The organism is Chlorobium phaeovibrioides (assembly GCF_003968655.1).
GTDB lineage: Bacteria > Bacteroidota > Chlorobiia > Chlorobiales > Chlorobiaceae > Chlorobium > Chlorobium phaeovibrioides.
In genome coordinates this window covers 29,323-55,003 of the sequence record NZ_RXYK01000009.1, presented here as the reverse complement: position 1 = coordinate 55,003, position 25,681 = coordinate 29,323, and the positions used below count along the sequence as shown (strand labels likewise).

Genomic DNA, 25,681 nt, shown 5'->3' with positions numbered 1-25,681 from the left:
TCAAGAATGGTTAAATGTTGTGCTCAAAAGAGCTGATAACTGCTTATGACAAAATATGCAAGCATTGATCCGGAAAGGGCACAGAGTGTATTGACAAGATCATTGTTCACAAGAGCGTAGCCTTTGAGAAGCCTGTTTTCAACCTGAGATCCGTCCGGTGCGGTACTATGGGTTCTCTCTGTCACCTTTTCCCGGATGGGATCGTAATACTGCGCCTGAAGTGTGGCTCCGAAAAAGCTGTCGACAAGACTGGCAAGAAGCCCGGAAAACCCTATGAGCAGGAGCGACTCAACAACACCAAACTGGTGGATCCAGGGCACACCAACGGCAAGTGCGCTGGAGCAGATGAACAAGGAACCGATGAATGCTCCGGAAGTTCCGGGTACTGAAACCCCCCCTGAAGTACCTACCGGCACAGGCTTGAGGGTTGTCACAAGCCATGCTTTCGGGTTTGGCCACATTGTCCCTATCTCCGTTGCCCAGGTGTCGGCCTGGACGGCCGCAAGCGTACCGAGATAAGCAAAGAAAATTGCCGGACTTCCATTCAGCGAGTAAATGATCATCAGAATCCAGGCAATCCCGCCATTTGCATACACCTGCCCCGCATCTCTCTGGGACCCCTTCTCAAAAACCAGATCAAACTTTGCCTTCCGTTTGCCTCCAAGCTTTGAAAGCACCGACGAGAGCAGATAGAAGGTAAGAAGCGGAACCGTCCAGGCTATGCCGCCAATTCCGAAAATGGTGGTTCCGAGCAGAAATGTAGCAGCCGCTCCACTGTTGTTGAGAAATTTAACCTTCAGAGAAAAAACAGCAAGCAGAAAAGCAAAAAGACCGCCAAGAAGAAAATTCTCAAGCTGAACGGTATGGTTCACCTCAAGCAGGTAAAGGATGTAGGCAACTGAAACAGGAATGAAAAAATTGTCGAGTCCGTGTGAAAGAAGAGCCTCCACAACCGTAACCACCAAAGCAATCAGCAAGGCAAGCAGAAGCAGCATGGTAAAGCCCTCACCGGCAAGACCTCCGGTAAAATCATCACGAAAAGAGAAGAGCGAAGTGGCAACAAGGAAAAATGAAACGAAAAACATGGTCAATGAACCCTCAACCGTTTTCCTGTTCCGCGTCAGCGATTCAATGCGGTGAGTGCCGTATGCCCCGCCAACAAGCGCTGCCAGCGAGTCGCCCACAGCCATGACAAGAAGCGCCGTCTGCAGAATCCATGGATGCGAATACCAGAACAGGAGAACACCGAGCATATAGACAAGAGGAAACAGAACGGAGCCGTAACTGGGAACAGCGGGCGCTGTCTCCTCGCCCTCAACCGGACGGGAGAGCAGGGAACGGAACCACCCCATCATGAGGTTGAGAGTGTTCAGGAAGAGAAACATGACCCCCAGCATCAACGGGAAATAGTTCTCTTTAAAAAGGTAAGGAACAAAGAACAGCACAACCCCTACAGAAAGATGAAGCACTTTGCGGGCAACAAGAGAGGGGAGACGGAATTTTCTGGTGAGAAGTTCCGCAAGAACAACAAGGACCATGATGAGTCCGAACATAAGGAGATAAGCCGGAGCCTCCTGTGTTGAGGGTACTTGCACATGCATCATACTGCTTCCTTTTTTTACAGCCATTTTGTGATAAAACAGGTCAATAAAAGTACTCAAAAAACAGATGCCACCAAAAACAGCAGCGAGGAGCTCGCCCCCGCGGGATTACCGATTATTTGTATTAATGCATGGGGTGATGTAACTTAAACCCCATTTTTCATTTCATTGGTGCCGCCATGCGCAACTCTCGCCTTACCATTCATGCATAACCATGCCAGGGCTCTCTTGACCACGGGCCGGCAGCAGACAGATACCTCCACCTCTTCCACTCTTCAACTCTGATACACTTCAGGCAATGAGATCCGACACAATAAAAACCGGTTTTGAAAAAGCCCCTCACCGAAGCCTCCTGAAAGCGACGGGCACCATCAAAGAAAAAGGTGATTACAGAAAGCCCTTCATCGGCATATGCAACTCCTTCAATGAACTCATTCCTGGACATGCCCACCTGCAGGAGCTTGGAAGAATAGCCAAAGAGGAAGTCAGAAAAGCAGGCGGCGTTCCCTTTGAATTCAATACCATCGGTGTCTGTGACGGCATTGCCATGGGTCATATCGGCATGCGCTACTCCCTTGCCAGCCGCGAACTGATTGCCGACAGCGTTGAAACCGTTGCCGAAGCGCACCGTCTTGACGGGCTTGTCTGCATACCAAACTGCGACAAAATCACCCCCGGCATGATGATGGCGGCTCTTCGCATCAATATTCCGGTCATCTTCGTTTCCGGCGGCCCGATGAAAGCCGGATGCACCCCGTCAGGAAAAACAGTTGACCTCATATCAGTCTTTGAAGCTGTCGGGCAGCACAGCACCGGGGAAATCAGCGAGCAGGAACTTGAAAGCATAGAAGAGAACGCATGCCCCGGATGCGGTTCATGCTCGGGAATGTTCACGGCAAACTCCATGAACTGCCTGTCTGAAGCACTTGGCTTCGCCCTGCCCGGAAACGGAACCATTCTTGCCGTCGACCCCCGCCGCAATGAACTGGTACGGGAAGCTTCACGCCAGATCATCACACTCGTCAAAAACAATGTGCGCCCGCGCGACATCCTTTCACGGGAAGCACTCTTGAACGCCTTTGCTCTCGACTTCGCCATGGGAGGCAGCACCAACACCATCCTCCACACTCTGGCCATAGCCAATGAGGCTGAACTTGATTTCGACTTTTCAGAACTCAATGCGCTTTCAGCCCGAACCCCGTATATCTGCAAAGTGAGCCCGGCAACCATGGCCGTGCATATAGAAGATGTTGACCGCGCAGGAGGCATTTCAGCCATTCTCCATGAACTTTCCAAAGTTGAGGGTCTGCTTGACCTCTCTGTTCCAACCGTTACCGGCCACACCCTCGGAGAAAACATAGCAGATGCTGAAGTCAAAGACCGCTCAGTCATCCGCAGCGTGGAAGACCCCTACTCCGCAACCGGCGGCCTCTGCGTCCTCTACGGCAACCTTGCCCCCCAGGGCTCAGTCATCAAAACCGGTGCAGTCAGCGCACCCATGATGAAGCACACCGGCCCGGCCAAGGTGTACGACTGCCAGGACGATGCAATAAAAGGCATTATGGAAGGAGAGGTCAAATCCGGCGATGTCGTCGTCATCCGTTACGAAGGACCAAAAGGAGGCCCCGGCATGCCCGAAATGCTCTCCCCCACCAGCGTCATCATGGGCCGCGGACTCGGCGACTCAGTTGCCCTCATTACCGACGGAAGGTTTTCTGGAGGCTCAAGAGGAGCCTGCATCGGTCACATTTCACCCGAAGCAGCTGAAAAAGGACCCATTGCCGCGCTTCAGAATGGCGACACCATCACTATAGATATACCCGGCAGAACCATTTCGGTGGACTTGACAGATGAAGACATTGCCAGTCGGATTGCAGCGCTTCCGGATTTTCAGCCAAAAATCAAAAAGGGCTATCTTGCCCGATACTCCCAGATGGTCACCTCGGCAAGCACAGGTGCCATACTGAAAACCCCAGTTTCCTGTGAACCCAAATAAAACAACCCAACAGATGCATACGACAGCCCAAAAGCTGAATGGTTCTGAAATATTCTTTGAATGCCTCCGGCGTGAAAAAGTCGACACCATTTTCGGCTATCCCGGTGGAGCACTCCTGAAAGTTTACGAAACACTCTACGATGTCACCGACATCAAGCATATTCTTGTCCGTCACGAACAAGGCGCAACCCATATGGCCGAAGGGTACGCCCGCGCCACCGGCAAACCCGGCGTGGTTCTGGTAACTTCAGGCCCAGGTGCAACAAACACGGTCACCGGCATCACCAATGCCTACATGGACTCCTCCCCCATGGTTATCTTCACCGGTCAGGTTCCAAGCAGCCTGATAGGAAACGACGCATTTCAGGAGGCGGACATTGTCGGCATCACCCGGCCCATCACCAAACACAACTTTCTGGTAAAGGATGTCCGCGACCTTGCCACAACCATACGCAAGGCGTTTTTCCTGGCAACCAACGGCAGGCCCGGCCCGGTACTGGTCGACATGCCCAAAGACATCCTCAACGCTACCTGCGAATTCATCTGGCCCGACAGCGTCGACATCCGGGGATTCAAGCCCACCATCACCTGCCACGCCAACCAGATAGAAAAAGCGGCAAAAAAAATTGCAGCGGCCAAACGCCCCCTGCTCTATATCGGGGGTGGAGTCATCAGCTCCAATGCCTCAAAGGAGCTGACTCTCCTTGCCAAAGCCTTGAACATTCCCGTCACCATGACCCTCCAGGGACTTGGCGCATTTCCAGCCAGCGAGCCTCTCAACATGGGCATGCTCGGCATGCACGGCACCTACTGGGCCAACCAGGCAGTCAACAAATGCGACCTGCTCATAGCCGTCGGCGCACGCTTTGACGACCGCGTCACCGGCAAAGTGGACACCTTTGCCCCGCAGGCATATAAAATCCACAACGACATCGACCCGACCAATGTCGACAAAAACATCAAGGTTGACCTGCCCGTCGTCGGCGACTCAAAGGATTTCCTTTCCCAGCTCATCAAAGCCCTGCCGGAAAAATCAGAAAACCACGACACCTGGCTTGCCGAAATCGATGTATGGAAAAAGCAGTGCCCCCTCACCTTCACCGTTGAAAATGACTCACTGAAAACAGAGTTCGTCATCAGCACGGTTTCAGAAGAAACAGAAGGCAACGCCGTTGTTGTAACCGATGTAGGACAGCACCAGATGTGGACCTCGCAGTACTACCACTTCAACAACCCCCGCTCCATCATTACCAGCGGCGGCCTTGGAACCATGGGCTACGGCCTTCCTGCAGCAATAGGAGCCGCATTCGGCATCCAGGACCGCCCGGTTGTCCTTTTCTGCGGAGACGGAGGGTTCATGATGAACATACAGGAGCTGGTAACCGCCGTCCACTACAAGGTGCCAATCAAGATTTTCCTCCTCAACAACAGCTTCCTCGGCATGGTGCGCCAGTGGCAGGAACTGTTCCATCAGGAAAAATACTCATTCACCGACCTTGACGACAGCAACCCCGACTTTTTGAAGGTAGTAGAAGCCTTTGGCTGCAAAAGCATGCGGGCAGAAAACCCAGCCCAGGCCGAAGCCGCAATCAAAGAAGCCCTTGCCTACAATGAAGGCCCTGTCTTCGTTGAATTCCGCGTCATCAAAAAAGACATGGTCTTCCCCATGGTTCCCGCCGGCGGCTCCATCTCCGACATGCTGCTCGAGCGGCTGAATCCGAAAACAATGGTTTAATCCAACACCAATGAAACATCTCATATCAGTCCTTGTCGAAAACAAGTTCGGCACCCTCAACCGGGTTGCCTCAATGTTCAGCGCCCGTGGCTTCAATCTTCAAAGCATCTCGATCGGCGAGACTGAAGATCCTGAAATCTCCCGCATGACCATTGTCACCCGTGGGGACGACCAGATTGTCAGCCAGGTTCTGAAGCAGCTGAACCGGCTCATCGACACCATAAAGGTGACCGACCTCACCCACCAGCCGCATGTTGAGCGCGAGCTGCTGCTGATGACACTGAAACTCAGCAAGGCTACGCAGCACGAGATTTTTGAGCTGATCAATGTTTTTAAAGGCAAAGTCGTGGATATAAAACAAAAATCCATTACTATTGAGGTCATTGGTTCCCCCGATAAAATCAATACCACCATTGATATTTTCAGGCCTTACGGCATAAGGGAGCTTGCCCGTTCAGGCGCTGTGGCCATACATCGGGGAGAATAAAATCCATTGTTACACTGTCAATCGTCAATCAAAATCTATTCTACAGATGAATGTTTATTATGAGCAGGATGCCGATCTTGGGTATCTGCAGGGTAAAAATATCGCAGTGCTCGGTTATGGCAGCCAGGGCCATGCCCATGCGCTGAACCTGAAAGAGAGCGGACTGAATGTTCGCGTTGGTCTTCGCGCCGACAGCTCTTCCTGCCAGAAAGCCCGTGAAGCCGGACTGCAGGTTGACACCATTGCAGATGCCGTCAAATGGGCTGATGTTGTCATGGTCCTGCTCCCCGACCAGTACCAGAAAGCCATCTATGATTCTGAAATTGCTCCCAACATGGAACCGGGCAACACACTTGCCTTCGCACACGGGTTCAATATCCATTACAAACAGATTGTTCCGCCCGACACCATCAATGTTATCATGATTGCCCCGAAAAGCCCGGGACATCTTGTTCGGCGCACATTCACCGAAGGCAATGGCGTACCCTGCCTCATCGCAATCCATCACGATGCAACCGGAGATGCAAAACAGCAGGCGCTTGCATGGGCAAAGGGTCTTGGCGGTGCAAAAGCCGGCGTTATTGAAACCACCATCAAGAATGAGACCGAAACCGATCTGTTCGGCGAACAGGCTGTACTTTGCGGCGGCTCTGCCGAGCTTATCAAGGCCGGCTTTGAAACCCTTGTTGAAGCTGGATACCCTGAAGAGCTTGCCTACTTTGAGTGCATGCATGAGCTGAAACTCATTGTCGACCTTTTCTATGAAGGCGGTCTTTCCAGAATGAACTACTCGGTCAGTGATACGGCCGAATATGGCGGCATGACCCGTGGACCACGCCTCATTACGCCTGCAGTGAAGGCTGAAATGAAGAAAATCCTCGAAGAGGTTCAGGACGGACGGTTTGCCAAAGAGTTCATTGACGAGTGCAACGGGGGATACAAGAACCTCAACAGGCTCCGTAAAGAGAACAGCAACCACCCGATTGAAACCGTTGGCGCCAAACTGCGCAACATGATGAGCTGGCTGATTAAAAAATAAATTCCCGCGAGGGTCGGACTATGTATAAGATTGTTTCTATTCCCGGTGACGGTATCGGCCCCGAAGTGGTGGCTGGTGCTGTTGATGTTCTCAGGCATCTGTCGAAAAAGCATGGCTTTGAAATCGTGATTGAGGAGCACCCGTTCGGTGGAGCCTCATACGACCTCCACGGAAGTATGCTGACAGATGAAACGCTTGCCGCATGCAAAGAGTGCGATGCGGTGCTGCTTGGTGCAGTAGGTGGCCCGAAATGGGAAAACCTGCCCCATGAGCACAAACCGGAAGCTGCCCTGCTGAAAATCCGCAGGGAACTGGGACTCTTCGCAAATCTCCGGCCCGCAAAGGTCTATGACGCTCTTATTGACGCGTCCAGCCTGAAAGCTGATGTGGTTCGAGGAACCGATTTCATCGTTTTCAGGGAGCTGACCGGAGGAATATACTTCGGCGAGCCCCGCGGTTACGACGAAGGGAAGGGCTGGAACACCATGGTCTACGAAAAACACGAGGTCGAGCGCATTGCCCGCCTTGCGTTTGAAGCTGCACAGAAAAGAGGAAGCAAAAAAGTCATGTCCATCGACAAGGCAAATGTGCTTGAAGTTTCGCAGTTCTGGCGCAATGAAGTGCACCGCGTGCACCGCGACTTCGGGGATATTGAACTTGGCGACATGTATGTGGACAATGCCGCCATGCAGATAGTGCGCAACCCGAAACAGTTTGATGTTATTGTCACAGGAAACCTTTTCGGCGACATTCTCAGTGACATCGCAGGCATGATTACCGGAAGCCTCGGCATGCTCCCCTCGGCAAGCATTGGAAGGATTCATGCAATGTATGAACCCATTCACGGCAGCGCTCCTGATATTGCAGGGAAGAACATAGCAAACCCGATTGCCACCATTGCCTCCGTTGCAATGATGTTCGAGCACAGTTTCTGTATGCCCGAAATGTCTGCACAGATACACGAAGCAATTGAGGCCGCACTGGCTGAAGGCATGAGAACTGCAGACATTGCCGCGCCTGGTGAGAAAACAGTCTCAACAACAGAAATGACAGCAGCAATCATCAGGCACCTTGGCGCCTGAGCAAACAGACTCGGAAAAAAACGGTGAAAGAAAACATCCTGGTATTTGACACAACCCTCCGTGATGGTGAACAGTCGCCCGGTGCATCCCTTAATGTCCAGGAAAAGGTTGAAATAGCCCGTCAGCTGGAAAAACTCGGTGTCGACATCATCGAGGCCGGCTTCCCCGCTTCCTCCCCTCTCCAGCTTGAAGCAGTACAGAGAATCAGCGACGAGTCGGGTACGGTAATAGCCGCCTTGTCGAGAGCCGTTGAAAACGACATCAAGGCTTCATGGACGGCGCTTAAGGGAGCGAAAAAGCCGCGTATCCACACCTTCATCAGCACCTCCGACATACACATTGCAGGCAAATTTGCCGGCGACCGGTATGGCCGTACGCTTGAAGAAAAACGACGGACCATTCTTAAAATGGCCGTGGATGCGGTTGCCTTTGCAAAAACCTTCACCTCCGACATTGAGTTTTCAGCTGAAGATGCCGGCCGGACCGATCCCGGATATCTTGCTGAAATAACCGAAGCGGTTATTTCAGCCGGCGCCACAACGGTCAACATCCCCGACACAACAGGATACACCTGGCCCTCGGAGTTCGGCCGCAAAATTGCCGACCTCATAAGCCGCGTTCCCAATTCCGGGAATGCCATCATCAGCGTCCACTGCCACAACGACCTTGGCCTTGCGGTTGCCAACTCCCTCAGCGCTCTTGAGAACGGTGCACGGCAGGTGGAGTGTTCAATCAACGGCATCGGGGAACGGGCGGGCAATGCTTCGCTTGAGGAGATTGTCATGGCCTTGAAAGTGCGCAGTGACCTGCATAATTTTCAGACCGGCATTGTTACCGAAGAGATTTACAGGACCAGCCGTATGGTATCGGGCTTTACGGGAATCATCGTCCAGCCGAACAAGGCGATTGTGGGCGAAAACGCTTTTTCACATGAATCCGGAATCCATCAGGACGGCATGCTGAAAAACCGTCAGACTTACGAGGTCATGACCCCCGAATCGGTCGGCGTTCCAAAAACCAGTATTGTGCTCGGCCGCCATTCCGGGAAGCACGGACTGAAGGCCCGCCTTGAAGCCCTTGGGTACACCCTTGCTGACGCAGAACTTGAATCGGTCTATCGCCGCTTCATGGAGATAGCTGACAAGAAAAAAGAGGTGTATGATGATGACCTCAGGGTACTGATGGGCGATGAACTCGGAAAACCCTCAACCGCTTTCGTTCTCGACTACCTGCATATCAACAGCGGAACCGCGTCCATTCCTACCGCCACCGTCCGCATCCGGCACCGCGAGAAGGTCTTTGAAGAGTCTGCCACGGGTGACGGCCCCATTGATGCCTGCTTCAGGGCGATTGAGAGAGCTCTTGGCATAGAGTCCATGGTCTCAACCTACTCGGTGCGTTCAGCAACCGCGGGACGCGAGGCGCTCGGAGAGGCTCTGGTAAGAATCAGCGACGGGAGCGTCTCCTTCAACGGAAGGGGAATCTCTACAGACATCATAGAGGCAAGCGCCCGGGCCTACATTCAGGCTCTGGGTCTTCGACTCGAACATTTTGAAAACAACACACCTGAAACAATCGATCACGGGGTTTAACGACACTATGGAACAAACAATTACCCAGAAAATCCTTGCACGGGCGGCAAACAGAAAATTTGTCAATACTGGTGAAAATGTCTGGCTGAATGTCGATGTCCTTCTCACGCATGATGTGTGCGGACCACCGACTTTTGACATTTTCAACCAGGAGTTCGGCGAAGGTGCCCGCGTATGGGACCCGGAAAAAGTTGTTGTTCTGCCAGACCATTACATCTTTACGGCAAACGAACACGCACACAGAAATATTGACCTGCTCCGGAAGTTCGCCAAAGAGCAGAACCTTCCCAACTATTACGATGTTGGAACAGACCGCTACCGCGGGGTATGCCATGTGGCGCTTGCCGAAGAGGGATTCAACCTCCCCGGCACCGTGCTCTTCGGCACAGATTCGCATACCTGCACCTCGGGCGCGTTCGGCATGTTCGGTTCAGGCATCGGCAACACCGATGCAGCCTTCATTCTCGGCACAGGAAAACTCTGGGAAAAAGTGCCCGAATCGATGCTTTTCACCTTTGATGGAGAAATGCCCGAATACCTTTCCGCCAAAGATCTCATTCTGCAGATTCTCGGAGATATCGGCACCGACGGAGCCACCTACCGGGCTATGGAATTCAACGGCGAAGCTATCCACTCGCTGCCAATGGAGGAACGCATGACCCTCACCAACATGGCAATAGAGGGCGGCGGGATGAACGGCATCATTGCAGTCGATGAAATCACTGAAGCATTCGTGAAGTCAAAAACTTCAAAGCCCTACGAAATCTTCACCAGCGACCCCGGTGCAGCCTATTTCAGCAAAACCCGCTACAACGCTTCAGAAATGGAGCCCGTTGTTGCCAAGCCACACAGCCCCGACAACCGGGCAACAGTACAGAGCATGAAGGGCACGAAAATAACGAAGTCCTATATCGGCTCCTGCACCGGTGGAAAGCTGGCCGACTTCAAACTGGCAGCAAAAATACTCAGCGGACAGAGGGTATCGGTACCGACAAACATTGTACCCGCAACGGTAAAAGTGGCGCGCGACCTTGAAACAGAGCTCTACAACGGCAAAAGCCTGAAGTCCATATTTGAGGATGCAGGATGTTCCATAGCACTGCCCTCCTGCGCAGCCTGCCTTGGTGGCCCAACAGATACCGTCGGGCGTTCGGTTGACCGCGATGTTGTGGTATCAACCACCAACAGGAACTTCCCCGGCCGCATGGGCAGCAAACAGGCAGAGGTCTATCTGGCTTCACCGCTGACTGCGGCAGCATCGGCCATAACGGGAAAACTCACTGATCCGAGGAATTACCTCTGAACGAACCAGAACAGAAACACGATACATACCATGGAAAGCATCATTCAGGGAAAAGCCTTTGTACTGGGCAGAAACATAGACACAGACCAGATCATTCCGGCCGAGCATCTCGTCTACAGCCTCTCCGACCCCGAAGAGGTCAAGCTGTATGGCAAATTTGCCCTTTCCGGCGTTCCTCTTGCCCAGAGCGGTCTGCCTGCGGGTAACATACCCTTTGTACAGGAAGGCAGCTTCGCCTCCGACTACACCATCATTATAGCAGGCCAGAACTTCGGCTGCGGCTCTTCACGCGAACACGCCCCGTTTGCATTGCAGGTGGCTGGCGTCAAGGCAATCATTGCTGAATCCTATGCCAGAATTTTCTACCGCAACTGTGTTGACGGCGGTTTTGTCATACCATACGAAACAGCCATCCAGCTCGCTGAAACGGTAAAAACCGGTGATGAGCTGAAAATCGACATAAAAGCCAACACGGTAGAAAACCTCACATCAGGCGAAACCTACCAGCTCAATGCGCTGGGCGATGTGTTCAATATTGTTGAAGCAGGCGGAATTTTCGCCTATGCCCGCAAAGAAAACCTTATGGCCCAGAGCTGAAGAATATGACCCGATCAGGAAACATGGTAGAGCTATACGATACCACACTGCGCGACGGAACACAGGGCGAACACATCAACCTTTCCGTACAGGACAAGCTGCTGATTGCAGCCCGTCTTGACGAGTTCGGCATGGACTACATTGAGGGAGGATGGCCGAGCAGCAACCCGAAAGATGAGGAATTTTTCAGGCGGGCGGCCTCTCTGTCTTTTCGGCATGCAAAACTCTGCGCATTCGGTTCCACCGCCCGTTACCCCGACTCAGTTGAGAAAGATTCCAACCTGCTCGGCCTTCTTGCTTCCGGTGTGCCCGTCATCACCATATTCGGCAAAACATGGAAAGCACACTCTTCGAAGGGACTGGGCATTTCAGACGAAGAGAACCGGCTCCTTATCCGGCGCTCGGTGGCATTCCTCCGCAGTGAAGGCCGTGAGGTCTTTTTTGATGCCGAACATTTCTTTGACGGCTACAGGGACAACCCCCGCTTTGCCCTTGAAATGCTTATGGCTGCTGCAGAAGGGGGAGCGACACGAATGGTTCTCTGCGACACCAACGGAGGCACTCTCCCCCATGAAGTCGCCGAAACAGTCCGCGTGGTTCTGGAAAAAACCGGCGTCCCGGTAGGCATTCACTGCCACAACGACAGCGACCTTGCCGTCGCCAACTCAATTGCCGCCGTCATGGCCGGTGCCACTCATGTTCAGGGCACCGTCAACGGCATAGGAGAACGATGCGGCAACGCCAACCTCATCAGCATCATAGCCAATCTCATGCTGAAACTTCCCGACACCAGAACATCCGTTGTCGATCTGGCTCAGCTGACCTCGCTTTCAAAGTTCGTTTTTGAAATACTCAACCTCCCCTCCGACACAAAAGCACCCTTTGTCGGCAAATCGGCATTCGCCCACAAGGGAGGCATCCATGTAAGTGCCGTCATGAAGGAGAGCTCGCTGTATGAGCACATTGATCCTGCCCTGGTCGGAAACCGTCAGAGGGTTCTGGTCTCGGAACTGGCTGGTCAGAGCAACATCCGCTACAAAGCGCAGGAACTCGGCATTGCCATTCCTGAAACAGGCGACCAGATCAGAACTCTTGTCAAACATGTCAAAGAGCTGGAGCATAAAGGCTTCCAGTTTGACGGTGCCGAAGCCTCTTTTGAGCTGATTCTGCAGAAGGAACTGGGTTCGTTCACACCATACTTCACCATTCAGGAAAGCAAGGTCTCTATAGAATCCGCTCAGAATGGCCGTAAAGTTGACCAGGCGGTACTGAAAGTTGAGGTGGGCGGAGAAATAGAGCATACCGCAGCTGAAGGGGACGGACCTGTCAATGCCCTCGACAAGGCACTTCGAAAGGCGCTCATACGATTCTATCCCGAAATCAGGAGCATCAAGCTGGTCGACTACAAGGTACGGGTACTGGAAGAAAAAAAGGGGACAAGCGCCAAGGTACGGGTACTCATTGAAACTGCCAACGGAGGCAGTACATGGGGAACCGTTGGAGTCTCCACCAATATCATTGAGGCCAGCCTGCAGGCCCTTGAAGACAGCATGAACTACCATCTCTTCACCCTCAAGGCATCAGTACCGAAACCTGAAGGGGCTGAAAGCTGAGGTCAGTGCACCCCGCACGACCTTCATAGAGAACTTGCCAGTTACTTTTTTTTCCTTTATTATCCTACATAAACCCACGGCATCACAATAGCGTATGTCGTGGTACAGGGCTGGCATGCCCGCCGGCATTGCACAACTCACTGCCCCTCTTTCCCTATGCAGTGCGGTGCATAAACCATAGCAATAACCTTACCCCCATGAGGATTGCAGATTTCGACCCCGAAAACAGGCCAAGGGAGCGCTTCATTACCCATGGCCCGGCAGCATTGAGCTCAGCAGAACTTCTTGCTATTGTATTGCGCACAGGCACACGGAAAAACAATATCCTCGACACCTGCAATACACTTCTCTCCCTGCATGGGCTTGAAGCACTTGCAAACATGAATCTTAAGGAACTGCAAAAAACAAGCGGCATCGGACCATCAAAGGCCATGCAGATCACAGCCATCTTCGAGCTCAATAAACGGCTCCACTACAAGCGCAACACCAACAGAAAAATACAGGGTGCGCGCGATGTGTACGAGTATATGCAGGGAAGAGTGCCGGATGAAACAAAAGAGCACCTCTTTGTGCTCCACCTCAACACCAAAAATCAGATAACAAAGTGTGAAGAGGTAACCATAGGAACCCTCAACGCATCACTCATCCACCCCAGAGAAGTATTCAAAGCGGCAATCAGGGAAAGCGCAAACGCCATCATTCTGGTGCACAACCACCCATCGGGCGATACGGAACCAAGCAATGCCGACCGTCAGGTCACCAATCTCCTCAAACAGGCAAGCGCCGTCATTCAGATTGATCTGCTTGACCATGTCATCATCGGAAAAACAGGATGGTACAGCTTCAGGGAAAACAACCAGCTATCCTGACATTGTTCACCTCACTGCCCAGGCAACATCACACGCCAGGAGCAACCTCGGCAAGCTGTTCCCCGTTCTGACTGCCTTCTGTCAACTCACGGACATTTTTAGCCTGGAGCCCTTTCTGGGTGGTATCGAACTCAAATTCGACTTCAGCATCCTGATTCAGCACCTTGAAAGGCTGCTCTGAATTAATGGCGGAAAAATGAACGAAAATATCCTCTCCCCCCTCGGGATGCAGAATGAAACCATACCCTTTCTTCCCGTCAAACCACTTCACCTTACTTTTTGCCATGACTTCCAAAAAAATTTATATCATTAATCAGACCTCAGCACCATACAGGTGGCAGGGGGTGTTGCCGCGAGTATTATATTTTAAATATATGCCATAAAATGTTTTCTGCATAAAAAGCAGATTTTTTAAAGACCTTTTACAACAAAAACTGCTCATCCGAACAAAAGAATTCAGATGTAACATGAATGCAACAGTTCACGCCATCAAAAAAACACAATGAAACAGACCATCATCATTACAGGAGCAGGGAAAGGGATCGGCCGCGCCATCGCCCTTGATTTTTCGAGAGCAGCCTCCCTCGATCCATCATTTGAGCCGGTGCTTGTGCTGATATCGAGAACCGCCGGCGATCTTGAAAGCCTTGCCGCAGAGTGCGCTTCACCGGGAGTTCAGACAGAATGCATCGAGGCAGACATTGCCGATACCCAAAGCCTGGGCTCTCTGGTAGATGGCATTATGGGGCGCCATGGAACCATTGACTGCCTCATCAACAATGCAGGAGTCGGAAGGTTCGGTCCTTTCACTGAGCTGACAGAGGAGGACTATCACTACACCATGGACATCAATCTGAAAGGGACTTTTTTCCTGACACAGAAGGTTTTCCCGATAATGGAAGCACAGCGGTCAGGCCACATCTTCTTCATCACCTCTGTTGCTGCCGAAAAAGCCTATCCATCCTCTTCCCTCTATTCAATGTCGAAGTTCGCGCAGAAGGGCCTCGTAGAAGCAATGCGGCTTTACGCCGTCAAATGCGGAGTCCGAATCACCAATGTGATGCCGGGCGCTGCTGTGACCCCGATGTGGGGAGAACTGGACGAGGCCACGAAAAGCCTCATGATGATGCCAGAAGACATCTCCCGACCAATCGTCGAAGCCTACCTTCTTCCCCGAAGAACCTCTATTGAGGAAATCGTCATCAGGCCCATAGGAGGCGACATCAACGAATAATCCGACGGCACTAAGCCCTCCCCCTGTGGGAAAGCTTCTTTTTTTCCTGTATTTTCCATCTCTTCGCCCACCTGCGACTTATATAATACCAGAACCCAAGCCAATGAGCCTCAAGGAGACAATAGATATCGACATGAAAGCCGCCATGAAAAGCGGCGACAAAAACCGGCTGACCACAATACGGGCCATTCGTGCTGCCCTGCTTGAAAAAGAGGTATCCATACGGGTGGGAGGAAAAGCCGAGCTCAGTGATGAACAGGAAACAGAGGTTCTCGTCAGCATGGCAAAACGCCGTCGTGATTCAATCATGCAGTTCACAGAAGGAAACCGGCCTGACCTTGCCGCCAATGAAGAGGCTGAACTTTCAGTCATTGAAGAGTATCTTCCCGAACCGGCATCAGACGAGGAAATCACCACTGTGGTAAAAGAAATCATAGCAGCAACGGGAGCCTCATCCATGAAGGATATGGGTAAAGTCATGGGACAGGCCATGAAATCCCTCAAAGGAAAAGCCGACGGAACAAAAGTTCAGAACACCGTCAAAACACTGCTCAATCCATAACCATCCTCCTTTCCAGACCATGCTTGACATCACCCTGCTCCGCGACTCCCCTGATGAAATAGTCACTATGCTGCATAACCGGCAGCAACCTGAAGACGAACCAAAACTTCGCCAGCTCCTTGAAGAGGACGCGGAACGAAGAAAACTTGTTCAGGAAAGCGATGAACTCAAATCACTCAGGAACCGGAAGTCGAAGGAAATTGCGGAAATCAAAAAAAGCGGCTCCGGCTCCGCTGATGCCCTTATCCTTGAAATGCAGTCGGTCGGCACAGCCATTGCCGAGATGGACAGCCGCCTTACTGCCCTTGAAACCTCAATGGAGGATATTCTCCTTGCACTTCCCAACCGTCTGCACCCTTCGGTTCCGGTTGGTCGCTCTGCTGAAGAGAACGAAATATTCGGCGAACCTGTCAGCTTTACCCACCCGCTTGATTTTCCGCTGAAAAACCATCTTGAACTGGGAAAGTCGCTGGGCATCCTTGATTTTGAACGCGGAGCAAAGGTCAGCGGCGCCGGGTTCCCTGTCTATGTAGGGAAAGGAGCCCGCCTTGAACGGGCCCTCATCAACTTCATGCTCGACAGCCATACAGAAAAGCATGGCTACAAAGAGGTTTTCCCTCCCTTTATGGTCAACCGCGAGTCATTGAGGGGAACGGGGCAATGGCCGAAATTCGCCGGCGAAGTGTACCACGCGCCCGAAGATGAGCTCTACCTTATACCGACTGCTGAAGTCCCCGTCACCAACCTGCATCGCGGCGAACTTCTTGAAACAGAATCTCTCCCCATCTCCTATGCAGCCTATTCGGCCTGCTTCAGAAGAGAGGCCGGAAGCTATGGAAAAGAGACCCGGGGCTTTCTCAGAGTGCACCAGTTCAACAAGGTTGAAATGGTCAAATTCACCAAGCCGGAAGACTCATACCAGGCACTTGAAGATATCAGGGGCCACGCAGAAGCAATACTCAGAGCCCTTGAGATTCCCTACCGGGTGCTCCTGCTCTGCAGCGGAGACATCAGCGCGAACGCTGCAAAATGTTATGATATAGAGGTATGGTCGCCTGCTGAAGAGAAGTACCTGGAGGCGTCAAGCTGCTCAAACTTCGAGGATTATCAGGCAAGAAGGGCAAATATCCGGTTCCGCAGGGATGGGAAATCAAAACCCGAATTTGTCCATACCCTGAACGGATCAGGACTTGCCACCTCGCGCCTCATGGTCTCACTGATGGAGCACTATCAGACCCCTGAAGGAGGAATTCTCGTACCTGAAGCCCTCAAACCCTATACCGGGTTCAGCGAAATCACTCCTTCCGCATAATAGCGTCAAGAAACTCGCGAACCATACGGCTCACGCTGTCCACATCAATCAGAAAAGCATCGTGGCCGTATGGTTCATCAAGATAGAGGATTCTTGCATTCGGCAGCTTCTGCTGCAGCTCCTCCTGCTCCTCTTTCGGGTAGAGCAGGTCGGTTGTGATGGAGAGGATTTCCACAGGAAGCGTCATGCCGCCCAGCACCTCTTCATAGCTTGTCCGCCCCCGTCCAAGATCATGCATATCCATCGCCCGGGTCAGGGTTATGTAGGTGTTGGCGTCAAACCTGTCAACCAGCTTCATCCCCTGGTAGCGCATATAGCTTTCAGCATTGAAGAGTCCATCTTTACCCACCCTGCGGCCAAACCGGTCCTGAAAGTTCTCAAAACTGCGATAGGTACACATGGCCATCATTCTGGCTGCCGACAGTCCGGCAGCAGGGGGAGAAGACGATTCATACCAGCCATTGTTCCAGTTGCGATCTGCGGCAATTGCCTGGCGCTGTGCCTCACTCTGGGCAATACACCAGGCCGAATGGCGGCCTGAAACTCCCATAGGCATAAGTCCCCGGACCATATCGGGATAGAGAGCTCCCCATTCAAGCACCTGCATACCTCCAAGAGAAGCCCCCACCACCAGCTTGATGCGTCTGATGCCGAGATGACAAAGAAGCCGATGTTGGAGATGCACCATATCCCTGATGGTGATCGGAGGAAAATCAGGCCCGTAATGCCTCCCTGTTTCGGGGTTGAGGGAGAGCGGGCCGGTTGTACCGTAACAGCTTCCGAGTACATTGCTGCAGATAATGAAGTCCACTGAAGCGTCAAATGCGCCGCCCGCCGAAAAAAGCCCCGGCCACCAGGCATCAACATCCGCCGACCCTGTCAGGGCATGGCAGACAAGTACCACATTGTCGCATTCAGCATTCAAAGTACCCCAGGTTCTGTATGCAATCTCAACTTCCGGAAGCACACTGCCCTGCTCTGTGGAAAAAGGTTCAGTCGAGGTGAAACGGAGGGTGTCAGGGGAAATAAGTTCGTTGATAGCTCTCATGCCTTGTTTTCGGAGTGTTCGAATGCCTGCTGAAAATCTGCCTTGATATCGTCAATATGCTCCAGACCGACCGATACCCGTATCAGGTCGGAACTGACGCCGGCTGAAGCCTGCTCCCCGGCACTCAGCTGCTGATGTGTTGTGGAGGCCGGGTGAATCACCAGAGTTTTGGCATCACCCACATTGGCAAGATGGCTTGCAAGCCGGACGCTGTTGATGAAAGAGACCGCCTCCGGGTAACCGCCCTTTATACCAAAAGAGAGCACACCACCAAAGCCATTCTGGAGATATCGCTTCCCGAGTTCATGCGAAGGATGACTTTCAAGACCCGGATAATTCACCCATGCTACAGCAGGGTGGGAATCGAGCCACCTGGCCAGTTCCATTGTGTTGGATGCGTGCCGGTCGACGCGAAGCGAAAGGGTTTCAAGGCCTTGAAGAAGAAGAAATGAGTTGAAGGGGCTGATTGCCGGGCCAAAATCACGAAGCCCTTCCACCCGAGCCTTGACAATAAAGGCAAGCTCACCGAACGATTCAGTGAAACGCAGGCCGTGATAGCCTTCCGACGGTTCACTGAGAAGAGGAAATCGGCCATTATCCCAGTTGAACGAGCCACCGTCAACAATAATCCCGCCCATGGAGGTTCCGTGACCACCAATCCATTTTGTGGCCGACTCAACCACAATGGAGGCGCCATGCTCAAGCGGACGGCAGAGGTACCCGCCACAGCCGAAAGTGTTATCAACAATAAGGGGAATATCATGTGCATCGGCAATGGCCGCAATAGCCTCAAAGTCGGGCACATGGAACGCCGGATTACCTATAGACTCAAGATAGAGGGCCTTCGTATGCTCGTTTATCGCCCTCCTGAACGATTCAGGATCCGTCATATCAACAAAGCTCACCCCAATGCCGAACCGGGCAAACGAGACCTTGAACTGATTATAGGTTCCGCCATACAGATAGCTGGAGGAAACAATGTTGTCCCCTGCCTGACAAAGACTGGAAATGGCAATGAACTGCGCGGAATGTCCGCTGGCAACCGCAAGCGCTGCTTTACCTCCTTCAAGTGCCGCAACCCGCTGCTCAAAAACATCTGTGGTCGGGTTCATGAGGCGGGTATAGATATTTCCCGGCGCTTTGAGTGCAAACAGGTCGGCACCGTGTTCCGCGCTGTCAAAAGTATACGCTGTGGTCTGGTAAATCGGAACAGCGCGCGATTTCGTTACCGGATCGGGTTGCTGTCCGGCATGGACCTGCAGGGTTTCAAACCTGTATGGAGATGGATTCTCTGTCATGGTGGCACAATGCCTTGCGGCGTTGATTGCCATCATCTTCGGGCGGGATACTCATATCAGCGAAAAACCCTCTTCTGAAATAAAGGGGGCGTTCCGTCATCTTTCCCGGCGTCCCTGCCAGGATGGAATTGGCACCAATCATTACAGGAATGACGGTTGCCAAGGCTTCTCAGGGCCAGTCCCTCCACCTTTCTCGATGATAGCGTAAAATTTTGAAAAGAACTTTAGTTCAATGAATCTACAACAGCAAAGAGTATTTTACAAACAGCCCGCAACTCCTCCGCACCATGAACCCCGTTATCATCGCCCATGAATTCAGCCAGAGAACTCGCATTCACTCTCCTTCAGGCACTTGAAACCGGCAACCGCCATTCCGACTCTCTCCTGCACGATATGCTCCAGGAGTCGTCTCTCAGCCGCACCGACAGGGCATTTGCCACCTCGCTGGTCAACGGTGTACTCCGCTACCGCCTGCAGCTGGATTTCGTCATCGGACATTTCTACAGCCATAACCTCCAAAAAGCCTCCCCGGCCATACGAAACATCCTCCGCCTTGGTGCATGGCAGCTGCTCTTTCTTGACCGGGTCCCCGCCTGGGCAGTTGTGAACGAATCAGTCCGGCTTGCCCGCCGCTTCAAAGGAGAACGAATGGCCAAGCTTGTCAATGCCGTTCTGAGAAAAATCAGTCCTGAAACCATCCATCTTGAGGAGTGGACCCGGGCCATGGAACCAGCAGCCCGCCTTGCCCTGCGCTACTCCCACCCGGAAGAACTCGTCAAGGAGTGGATTGCTGCATACGGAACCCAACGGGCTGAATCAATGCTCCGCTACGACAATGAGAGTCCCTGGTTCGGGTTCCGCATCAACAGCCTGAAAACGGATTCAGACCGTTTTTTCACCCAAACCGGCACCACAGAGGTCGCCCGTCTTGATTCAGGCCTCCGTAAGCTCCTTCTTTCTCAGGACTTCAGCCCGTTTGAAGTCCCGCTCCAAAGCGGACTCGTGAGTGTACAGAATCCGACACAGCTCCTGGCGTGCCTTCTTTTGAACCCAACGCCCGGAAGCGAGGTACTCGACATGTGCGCAGCACCTGGAGGCAAAACCGCCGCACTTGCCGAACTGATGGGCAACGAAGGCCACATCACCGCACTTGACATCTATGAACAGAAAACCAATAAAATCCGGCGGCTTGCCGAAACCCTCGGCATTTCAATCATTACTGCCCTTACAGATGACGCCCGCAGCTTCATTCCCCCAACCCCTCCCGATGCCATTCTGCTTGATGCACCATGCACCGGCACAGGCGTTCTTGGCCGACGGACGGAACTGAGATGGAAGCTTGACTCAGAAAAACTTGACGGGCTCCTGAAGCTTCAGGCGGAACTGCTTGAGCACGCTGCACACATTCTCAAAGAGGGCGGTGTTCTGGTATACGCAACCTGTTCAGTCGACCACCGCGAAAACAATCTGCAGACAGAGGCTTTTCTGCAAAGGCACCCTGAATTCAGTCCGGATGCAAACCCGGGATCCCTTCCTCCTGCATTTTCATCAGTCTTACGGCCGGACGGATCGCTCCTCACCCTTCCAGGAGAACAGCAGGGTTTTGATGGCGGGTTCTGCCACAGGATGGTGAAAAATCAACAGTAACGATGGCAATGGAACCACTGCAGAAACCCTTCGGTGCCGTGCTGGAGAACTTTCTCAACTACCTCTTGATTGAGCGGAACTTCTCCCCGAACACGCGAGACTCATATCGCAACGACCTGCAGCGATACCTTCAGGCAATGCAGGAGGGGTGTGGTTCCCTTGAAGCAATCAACCCTGATTCCATCAACCGTTTTCTTGATGAACTGCACAAAACCGGCCTGGAAGCCAGCTCAATAGCAAGAAATGTATCGGCTATCCGCTCACTTCACCGTTTTCTCATCAACGACAGGGTGCTTGAGAGCAACCCTGCAGAAAATCTCCACCAGCCGAAACTGCCAAAATACCTCCCATCAGTTTTGACACTCGACGAAACGATGCGGATTCTCCAGGCTCCCGCACAACAGGTTCCCCCCGGGAAACTCTACCTGCGCGATCAGGCAATTCTTGAGCTGCTCTATGCAACAGGCATGCGGGTGAGTGAATTGGTCAACCTCAAACAGCAGAACCTGTATCTTCCGGAACAATTTATACGGGTATTTGGAAAAGGATCAAAAGAGCGGTTGGTGCCGGTAGGAAGCTCTGCTGTAAACAGCCTCACCCTCTACCGGCAGAAACTTCGCATTCAGCTTGCGGGAGCACAGTCTGAAGACTGCCTGTTTCTCAATGCCAGGGGGAAAAAGATGAGCCGAATGGCTGTATTCACTATTGTCAAGGAGTACGCCATGCTGGCAGGCATACCCAAAACCGTCAGCCCGCACACCTTTCGTCACACCTTCGCAACCCATCTACTGGAAGGTGGTGCCGACTTGCGCGCTGTGCAGGAAATGCTTGGCCACAGCTCTATTGTTGCAACACAGATTTACACCCACATCGACCGCTCTTTTGTCAAAGAGGTCCATAGAAGCTTTCACCCCAGAGGATAAAGGAGCTGCTCCCCCTCTACCCTACCAGGACCTTGCGTGGCTATCCTGTTCAATTTTCAGGGCTGCAAGTGTAAGATTGACATCAAGCAGGAAAAACACCAGAGAGAGGCAGAGGGAAACCATGCCGCCGATAAAGAGCGATGCGATGACCAGGGAGGTGTCGAGCGTGATGAGCACCGAGATAAACAGCAGGATGATCAGCACCGATGCGCCAAGGCAGGTCAGGGTTGCCAGAAGAATGGACATGCGGATATAGCGGGCCCGTTTCCAGAGAACCGCCAGTTCCCTGTTGATGGTTGCCGCAGAGGCCTCTTCCGATGCATCAAGTCCTGTAAGAAGGGCTCGCGACCGGTCGATAATCCGCCCCATGCGGTTTGTCATGGTAAGCAGAAGCAGGCCGATTCCAGATATGAGAATGACGGGACCGATTGCGGTCTGTAGAACCGGAACAAACTCCCCTATGGACGATGAAGACATGGTTGTATAATCGAGGATAACATGAATAAAAATCAGAGCGTGAATGAATAGGAATCACCAGGAGCAGGAATACCTGCCCTCACGCCAAGGCGCTCCCGCAAAAGGTCACAAAACGAAGTTTTGGCAGGAGGGTCACCATGCACAACAAAAAACTCAGGACTTCCGCTGAAACCCGAAGCCCAGCGAAGCATGTCGTCACGGTCACCATGTGCAGACAATCCTCCGATGGTATGGACATGAGCCTCAACAGTGTACTTGCGACCATGCATATAAACCTCCCGGGCCCCGTCCACAAGAGTTCTGCCCAATGTACCATCAGCCTGATAACCGGTAAAGAGAATATGGCATTCAGGTCGATGGATAGTGTGCTTCAGATGATGCAGTATTCTACCCCCATTGCACATGCCGCTGCCGGCAATGATTATGGCCCCGCTATGAATAGAGTTGATTGCCTGCGACTGCTCAACCCTCGGGGTGAAATGGAGATTGTGCAGCGGGGGGAGTGAAACCGGATTGTTCCTGTAGACCGAAGCTTCCGCATCAAACAGCTCCGGATGATTCCAGTAAATACCGCTTGCCTCAATAGCCATGGGACTGTCAAGAAATACCTGCCAGTTCTTCATCCCCCATGCCTCATAATGCTCGGCAAAAAGATAGAGAAGTTCCTGACTCCTGCCCACTGCAAACGCCGGAATAACAATATTTCCTCCATCCCGCCCGGCCACGCTGATGAGTTCCCCTATCTCGGCAATTGTCTCTTCCATTTTCCGGTGAACCCTATCACCATAAGTGCTCTCAATCAGAACCACATCAGCGCTCTCAATGGTTTCGGGGTCATTGAGAACAGGGCTTCCGTATTGACCGAGATCTCCACTGAAAACAAGCTTCTTTTCCCTCTCACCCTCCTGCAGCCAAAGCTCAACCAATGCGGAACCAAGAATGTGCCCTGCATCCTGAAAGCGAACCGTGACTCCGGGGAAAATTTCATGCTGCTCACCATAAGAAAACCCTTGGAAAAGATTGAGCGCCAGAACAGCGTCATCGCGGCTGTAGAGGGGCTCAGCATGGTAATCGGAAGCGGAATGAGGATGCTTCTGACGGTACAGGGCGTCCCTCTCCGACAGCACCGCCGAATCAAGCAGAAGAACGCTGCAAAGGTCGCGGGTTGCATGCTGTGCATACACCGGACCCTTGAAACCTTGCCTGACAAGAAGTGGAATACGGCCTGAATGGTCGATATGGGCGTGACTCAGAATGACGGCATCAATGGATGATGCATCAAAGGGAAATGGTTTCCGGTTCAGTGCCTCATCGGCGTCCGATCCCTGAACAAGTCCGCAGTCAAGCAGGAGGGTTCTCCCGGCCGCATGCACAATATGGCATGAACCGGTAACCCTTTCTGTTGCTCCGTAGAAGGCAATATCCATAGCACAACCTTACGATCTCATTCAATCAGTTGACCTTCAGATCTTGCGTCGCTTTTTAGGACCCGTAAAGAACCCGGCATCTTTTGATGATGATTTTCCCGGGAACCTTGATGGGCGCTTTGCACCTTTGCCAACACCTGCATATGCTCCGGCAGAGTCGCGCGACTCCATTTTGGAAACCCTGAGCTGACGGCCGCACACCCGTACCTTGCGCAGATCATGCATCACATCATTGGGCATCCCGGAAGGAAGCTCGACGGTACTGTAATCATCACCGATTGAAATGCGGCCTATGGCTTCAGGATCAAGACCGATTTCATTGATGATGGCACCAAGAATATTGCCAGCCTGAACTCCATGTCCGCTGCCTACCTCAATCCGATAGACCTCTCTCCGTTCATCGCCATACATGTCGTCCCGCCGGGCCTTTTTGCGGAAAGGAGCATCATCTCTCGACCGCTCACCCATCTCGCGACGGACAGGCCTCTCAGCCTTTGCCGGTTTGGCGGTAAACAACAGAGGGGTATCACCCTGAACCATGGACGCAAGTGCTGCAGCAGCCTCAACCTCAGCTACATCATGTTCGTGGCAGTACTGCTCCACAAGACGGGTAAAAAATGCAAGATCCTCGGCAGCAATGGTATCAGTAATGCGCTGTTTGAATTTTGCTATCCGCTTGTCGTTGATGATCTCTGTGGAAGGAAGCTCCATCAGCTCTATCTTCTTGCGGGTAGCTCTTTCAATGGAGGAAAGCATGTTCCTCTCTCTGGGAGAAACGAACAGAATTGCCTCACCGCTTCTACCTGCACGACCCGTCCGGCCAATCCGGTGGACATATGATTCCGTATCGGAAGGAATGTCATAGTTGATGACATGACTGATTCGCTCAACATCAAGACCACGGGCAGCAACATCAGTAGCAATAACAATATTAAGCGCCCCCGACTTCAGCTGATCAATTGTCCGCTCACGCTGCTGCTGAACCATATCGCCGTTGAGAGCCGCGGCACTGTAACCTCTTGCCTGCAGTTTTTCAGCAATCTCAAGCGTCATGGTTTTGGTTCTGACAAAAATAATCATCCCATCAAAAGGCTCTACCTCCAGAATCCTTGTCAAAATGTCAATCTTATGACTGCCACCAACAATCCAGTAGCGCTGGCGTATAGTGTCGACTGTTGTCGTTTTAGCCTGAATAGTGACTTCCGCAGGATCATTCAGGTATTTCTGCGCTATGCGCCGGATGGGAGCAGGCATGGTTGCAGAAAAAAGCGCTACCTGGCGATCAGAAGGCGTCTGCTCAAGTATCCACTCAACATCATCAATGAAACCCATGCGAAGCATTTCATCAGCCTCGTCAAGAACCAGGCACTTCAGCGAGTGCAGATTGAGCGAACCTTTGCGCATATGATCCATCACTCTGCCGGGGGTACCAACAACAACATGGACGCCGCGTTTCAGCATGCGAAGCTGACTGCCATACTCCTGGCCACCATAGATAGGAAGCACATGGAACCCCTTAAGGTGTTCAGCATACTTGTGAAAAGCCTCGGCCACCTGAATGGCAAGCTCCCGGGTAGGAGCAAGTACCAGCACCTGCGGTTCCGTAGCTGAAAAGTCAATATTGGAAAGTATCGGCAAAGCGAAAGCGGCTGTCTTGCCGGTTCCGGTCTGTGCCTGCCCAAGCACATCACGACCCTCAATGAGCAGTGGTATGGTTCGGGCCTGTATAGGGGTAGGGGTCTCATAACCGACATCGGCCAAGGCCCGAAGGACGGGCTCTGCCAGATTCAGGTCAGTAAAACTGCTGATGGATGTATTTTTTTCGTCACTCATGCTTTT

At 52.4% G+C, this 25,681-nt stretch carries 22 protein-coding genes and 1 riboswitch; of the genes, 15 read left to right on the top strand and 7 right to left on the bottom strand.

Annotation, left to right across the window (positions count from 1 at the left end; all coding sequences use genetic code 11):
* Positions 1 to 23: 23 nt before the first annotated feature.
* Positions 24 to 1,604, bottom strand: coding sequence for a DUF92 domain-containing protein (locus EKD02_RS06880; RefSeq protein WP_011890403.1), 1,581 nt, complete (start codon positions 1,602 to 1,604; stop codon positions 24 to 26).
* Between the two features lie 295 nt (positions 1,605 to 1,899).
* Here EKD02_RS06880 and ilvD point away from each other — a divergent pair, with 295 nt between their 5' ends.
* From ilvD to radC, 10 genes are all read left to right on the top strand, one after another.
* Complete coding sequence (ilvD, locus tag EKD02_RS06875) at positions 1,900 to 3,597, top strand: dihydroxy-acid dehydratase (RefSeq protein WP_011890404.1); 1,698 nt, start codon at positions 1,900 to 1,902, stop codon at positions 3,595 to 3,597.
* Positions 3,598 to 3,610: 13 nt separating this feature from the next.
* On the top strand, positions 3,611 to 5,332 hold the full coding sequence (gene ilvB, locus EKD02_RS06870; RefSeq protein ID WP_126384676.1) for a biosynthetic-type acetolactate synthase large subunit: 1,722 nt from the start codon (positions 3,611 to 3,613) through the stop codon (positions 5,330 to 5,332).
* Positions 5,333 to 5,342: 10 nt separating this feature from the next.
* Positions 5,343 to 5,819: an acetolactate synthase small subunit gene (gene ilvN, locus EKD02_RS06865; protein ID WP_126384674.1), complete on the top strand. Its 477-nt coding sequence runs from the start codon at positions 5,343 to 5,345 to the stop codon at positions 5,817 to 5,819.
* A gap of 46 nt (positions 5,820 to 5,865) precedes the next feature.
* Positions 5,866 to 6,858: a ketol-acid reductoisomerase gene (gene ilvC, locus EKD02_RS06860; RefSeq protein ID WP_126384672.1), complete on the top strand. Its 993-nt coding sequence runs from the start codon at positions 5,866 to 5,868 to the stop codon at positions 6,856 to 6,858.
* Between the two features lie 20 nt (positions 6,859 to 6,878).
* Positions 6,879 to 7,940, top strand: coding sequence for a 3-isopropylmalate dehydrogenase (gene leuB, locus EKD02_RS06855; RefSeq protein ID WP_126341320.1), 1,062 nt, complete (start codon positions 6,879 to 6,881; stop codon positions 7,938 to 7,940).
* Between the two features lie 23 nt (positions 7,941 to 7,963).
* Positions 7,964 to 9,532 (top strand): 2-isopropylmalate synthase, encoded by a 1,569-nt coding sequence (locus EKD02_RS06850; protein WP_126341319.1) that lies wholly within the window; start codon positions 7,964 to 7,966, stop codon positions 9,530 to 9,532.
* A 7-nt stretch (positions 9,533 to 9,539) separates the two neighbouring features.
* Positions 9,540 to 10,835, top strand: coding sequence for a 3-isopropylmalate dehydratase large subunit (locus EKD02_RS06845; RefSeq protein WP_126341318.1), 1,296 nt, complete (start codon positions 9,540 to 9,542; stop codon positions 10,833 to 10,835).
* Between the two features lie 30 nt (positions 10,836 to 10,865).
* Positions 10,866 to 11,432, top strand: coding sequence for a LeuD/DmdB family oxidoreductase small subunit (locus EKD02_RS06840; protein ID WP_011890411.1), 567 nt, complete (start codon positions 10,866 to 10,868; stop codon positions 11,430 to 11,432).
* A gap of 5 nt (positions 11,433 to 11,437) precedes the next feature.
* Positions 11,438 to 13,045: a citramalate synthase gene (cimA, locus tag EKD02_RS06835; protein WP_011890412.1), complete on the top strand. Its 1,608-nt coding sequence runs from the start codon at positions 11,438 to 11,440 to the stop codon at positions 13,043 to 13,045.
* 197 nt (positions 13,046 to 13,242) lie between these two features.
* Positions 13,243 to 13,914, top strand: coding sequence for a RadC family protein (radC, locus tag EKD02_RS06830; protein WP_126341317.1), 672 nt, complete (start codon positions 13,243 to 13,245; stop codon positions 13,912 to 13,914).
* Between the two features lie 28 nt (positions 13,915 to 13,942).
* Here the strand turns inward: radC and EKD02_RS06825 are convergent, their stop codons facing one another.
* Positions 13,943 to 14,200 carry a cold-shock protein gene (locus EKD02_RS06825; RefSeq protein ID WP_126384670.1) on the bottom strand — a complete coding sequence of 86 codons (258 nt, stop codon included), beginning with the start codon at positions 14,198 to 14,200 and terminating at the stop codon, positions 13,943 to 13,945.
* A gap of 216 nt (positions 14,201 to 14,416) precedes the next feature.
* On the opposite strand from EKD02_RS06825, the gene EKD02_RS06820 reads away from it, so the two are divergent.
* The 3 genes from EKD02_RS06820 to serS all read left to right on the top strand — a co-directional run bounded on the left by EKD02_RS06820 (position 14,417) and on the right by serS (position 17,022).
* A complete protein-coding gene (locus tag EKD02_RS06820) occupies positions 14,417 to 15,148 on the top strand; it encodes an SDR family oxidoreductase (RefSeq protein ID WP_011890415.1) in 732 nt (243 codons plus the stop codon).
* A gap of 103 nt (positions 15,149 to 15,251) precedes the next feature.
* The gene (locus tag EKD02_RS06815; RefSeq protein ID WP_126384668.1) at positions 15,252 to 15,710 is read left to right on the top strand and encodes a GatB/YqeY domain-containing protein; all 459 of its coding nucleotides are present in this window, start codon (positions 15,252 to 15,254) and stop codon (positions 15,708 to 15,710) included.
* A gap of 19 nt (positions 15,711 to 15,729) precedes the next feature.
* Positions 15,730 to 17,022, top strand: a complete 1,293-nt coding sequence (serS, locus tag EKD02_RS06810; protein WP_126384666.1) for a serine--tRNA ligase — start codon at positions 15,730 to 15,732, stop codon at positions 17,020 to 17,022.
* Here serS and metX read toward each other — a convergent pair.
* Positions 17,006 to 18,070 (bottom strand): homoserine O-acetyltransferase MetX, encoded by a 1,065-nt coding sequence (metX, locus tag EKD02_RS06805; RefSeq protein WP_126384664.1) that lies wholly within the window; start codon positions 18,068 to 18,070, stop codon positions 17,006 to 17,008. The two genes, serS and metX, sit on opposite strands and share 17 nt — an antisense overlap.
* Complete coding sequence (locus tag EKD02_RS06800) at positions 18,067 to 19,404, bottom strand: O-acetylhomoserine aminocarboxypropyltransferase/cysteine synthase family protein (protein WP_439329068.1); 1,338 nt, start codon at positions 19,402 to 19,404, stop codon at positions 18,067 to 18,069. The genes metX and EKD02_RS06800 overlap by 4 nt, the downstream gene beginning before the upstream one ends.
* Positions 19,405 to 19,461: 57 nt before the next feature.
* Positions 19,462 to 19,571: riboswitch (SAM riboswitch) on the bottom strand.
* A gap of 106 nt (positions 19,572 to 19,677) precedes the next feature.
* Between EKD02_RS06800 and rsmB the strand changes: the two genes are divergently transcribed.
* Positions 19,678 to 21,015 carry a 16S rRNA (cytosine(967)-C(5))-methyltransferase RsmB gene (gene rsmB, locus EKD02_RS06795; RefSeq protein WP_126384662.1) on the top strand — a complete coding sequence of 446 codons (1,338 nt, stop codon included), beginning with the start codon at positions 19,678 to 19,680 and terminating at the stop codon, positions 21,013 to 21,015.
* 8 nt (positions 21,016 to 21,023) lie between these two features.
* On the top strand, positions 21,024 to 21,938 hold the full coding sequence (xerD, locus tag EKD02_RS06790) for a site-specific tyrosine recombinase XerD (RefSeq protein WP_439329070.1): 915 nt from the start codon (positions 21,024 to 21,026) through the stop codon (positions 21,936 to 21,938).
* 21 nt (positions 21,939 to 21,959) lie between these two features.
* Here the strand turns inward: xerD and EKD02_RS06785 are convergent, their stop codons facing one another.
* The 3 genes from EKD02_RS06785 to EKD02_RS06775 are packed head-to-tail and all read right to left on the bottom strand — an operon-like array spanning position 21,960 to position 25,675.
* Positions 21,960 to 22,415 (bottom strand): DUF2721 domain-containing protein, encoded by a 456-nt coding sequence (locus EKD02_RS06785; protein WP_126341310.1) that lies wholly within the window; start codon positions 22,413 to 22,415, stop codon positions 21,960 to 21,962.
* 32 nt (positions 22,416 to 22,447) lie between these two features.
* Positions 22,448 to 23,842, bottom strand: coding sequence for an MBL fold metallo-hydrolase RNA specificity domain-containing protein (locus EKD02_RS06780; protein ID WP_011890423.1), 1,395 nt, complete (start codon positions 23,840 to 23,842; stop codon positions 22,448 to 22,450).
* 36 nt (positions 23,843 to 23,878) lie between these two features.
* On the bottom strand, positions 23,879 to 25,675 hold the full coding sequence (locus tag EKD02_RS06775) for a DEAD/DEAH box helicase (RefSeq protein ID WP_126341309.1): 1,797 nt from the start codon (positions 25,673 to 25,675) through the stop codon (positions 23,879 to 23,881).
* Positions 25,676 to 25,681: the final 6 nt, after the last annotated feature.

Coding starts and splice junctions, on each gene's coding strand:
- EKD02_RS06880 (WP_011890403.1), bottom strand. CDS start 1,604: ATGATGCATGTGCAAGTACCCTCAACACAGGAGGCTCCGGCTTATCTC.
- ilvD (WP_011890404.1), top strand. CDS start 1,900: ATGAGATCCGACACAATAAAAACCGGTTTTGAAAAAGCCCCTCACCGA.
- ilvB (WP_126384676.1), top strand. CDS start 3,611: ATGCATACGACAGCCCAAAAGCTGAATGGTTCTGAAATATTCTTTGAA.
- ilvN (WP_126384674.1), top strand. CDS start 5,343: ATGAAACATCTCATATCAGTCCTTGTCGAAAACAAGTTCGGCACCCTC.
- ilvC (WP_126384672.1), top strand. CDS start 5,866: ATGAATGTTTATTATGAGCAGGATGCCGATCTTGGGTATCTGCAGGGT.
- leuB (WP_126341320.1), top strand. CDS start 6,879: ATGTATAAGATTGTTTCTATTCCCGGTGACGGTATCGGCCCCGAAGTG.
- EKD02_RS06845 (WP_126341318.1), top strand. CDS start 9,540: ATGGAACAAACAATTACCCAGAAAATCCTTGCACGGGCGGCAAACAGA.
- EKD02_RS06840 (WP_011890411.1), top strand. CDS start 10,866: ATGGAAAGCATCATTCAGGGAAAAGCCTTTGTACTGGGCAGAAACATA.
- cimA (WP_011890412.1), top strand. CDS start 11,438: ATGACCCGATCAGGAAACATGGTAGAGCTATACGATACCACACTGCGC.
- radC (WP_126341317.1), top strand. CDS start 13,243: ATGAGGATTGCAGATTTCGACCCCGAAAACAGGCCAAGGGAGCGCTTC.
- EKD02_RS06825 (WP_126384670.1), bottom strand. CDS start 14,200: ATGGCAAAAAGTAAGGTGAAGTGGTTTGACGGGAAGAAAGGGTATGGT.
- EKD02_RS06820 (WP_011890415.1), top strand. CDS start 14,417: ATGAAACAGACCATCATCATTACAGGAGCAGGGAAAGGGATCGGCCGC.
- EKD02_RS06815 (WP_126384668.1), top strand. CDS start 15,252: ATGAGCCTCAAGGAGACAATAGATATCGACATGAAAGCCGCCATGAAA.
- serS (WP_126384666.1), top strand. CDS start 15,730: ATGCTTGACATCACCCTGCTCCGCGACTCCCCTGATGAAATAGTCACT.
- metX (WP_126384664.1), bottom strand. CDS start 18,070: ATGAGAGCTATCAACGAACTTATTTCCCCTGACACCCTCCGTTTCACC.
- EKD02_RS06800 (WP_439329068.1), bottom strand. CDS start 19,404: ATGATGGCAATCAACGCCGCAAGGCATTGTGCCACCATGACAGAGAAT.
- rsmB (WP_126384662.1), top strand. CDS start 19,678: ATGAATTCAGCCAGAGAACTCGCATTCACTCTCCTTCAGGCACTTGAA.
- xerD (WP_439329070.1), top strand. CDS start 21,024: ATGGAACCACTGCAGAAACCCTTCGGTGCCGTGCTGGAGAACTTTCTC.
- EKD02_RS06785 (WP_126341310.1), bottom strand. CDS start 22,415: ATGTCTTCATCGTCCATAGGGGAGTTTGTTCCGGTTCTACAGACCGCA.
- EKD02_RS06780 (WP_011890423.1), bottom strand. CDS start 23,842: ATGGATATTGCCTTCTACGGAGCAACAGAAAGGGTTACCGGTTCATGC.
- EKD02_RS06775 (WP_126341309.1), bottom strand. CDS start 25,675: ATGAGTGACGAAAAAAATACATCCATCAGCAGTTTTACTGACCTGAAT.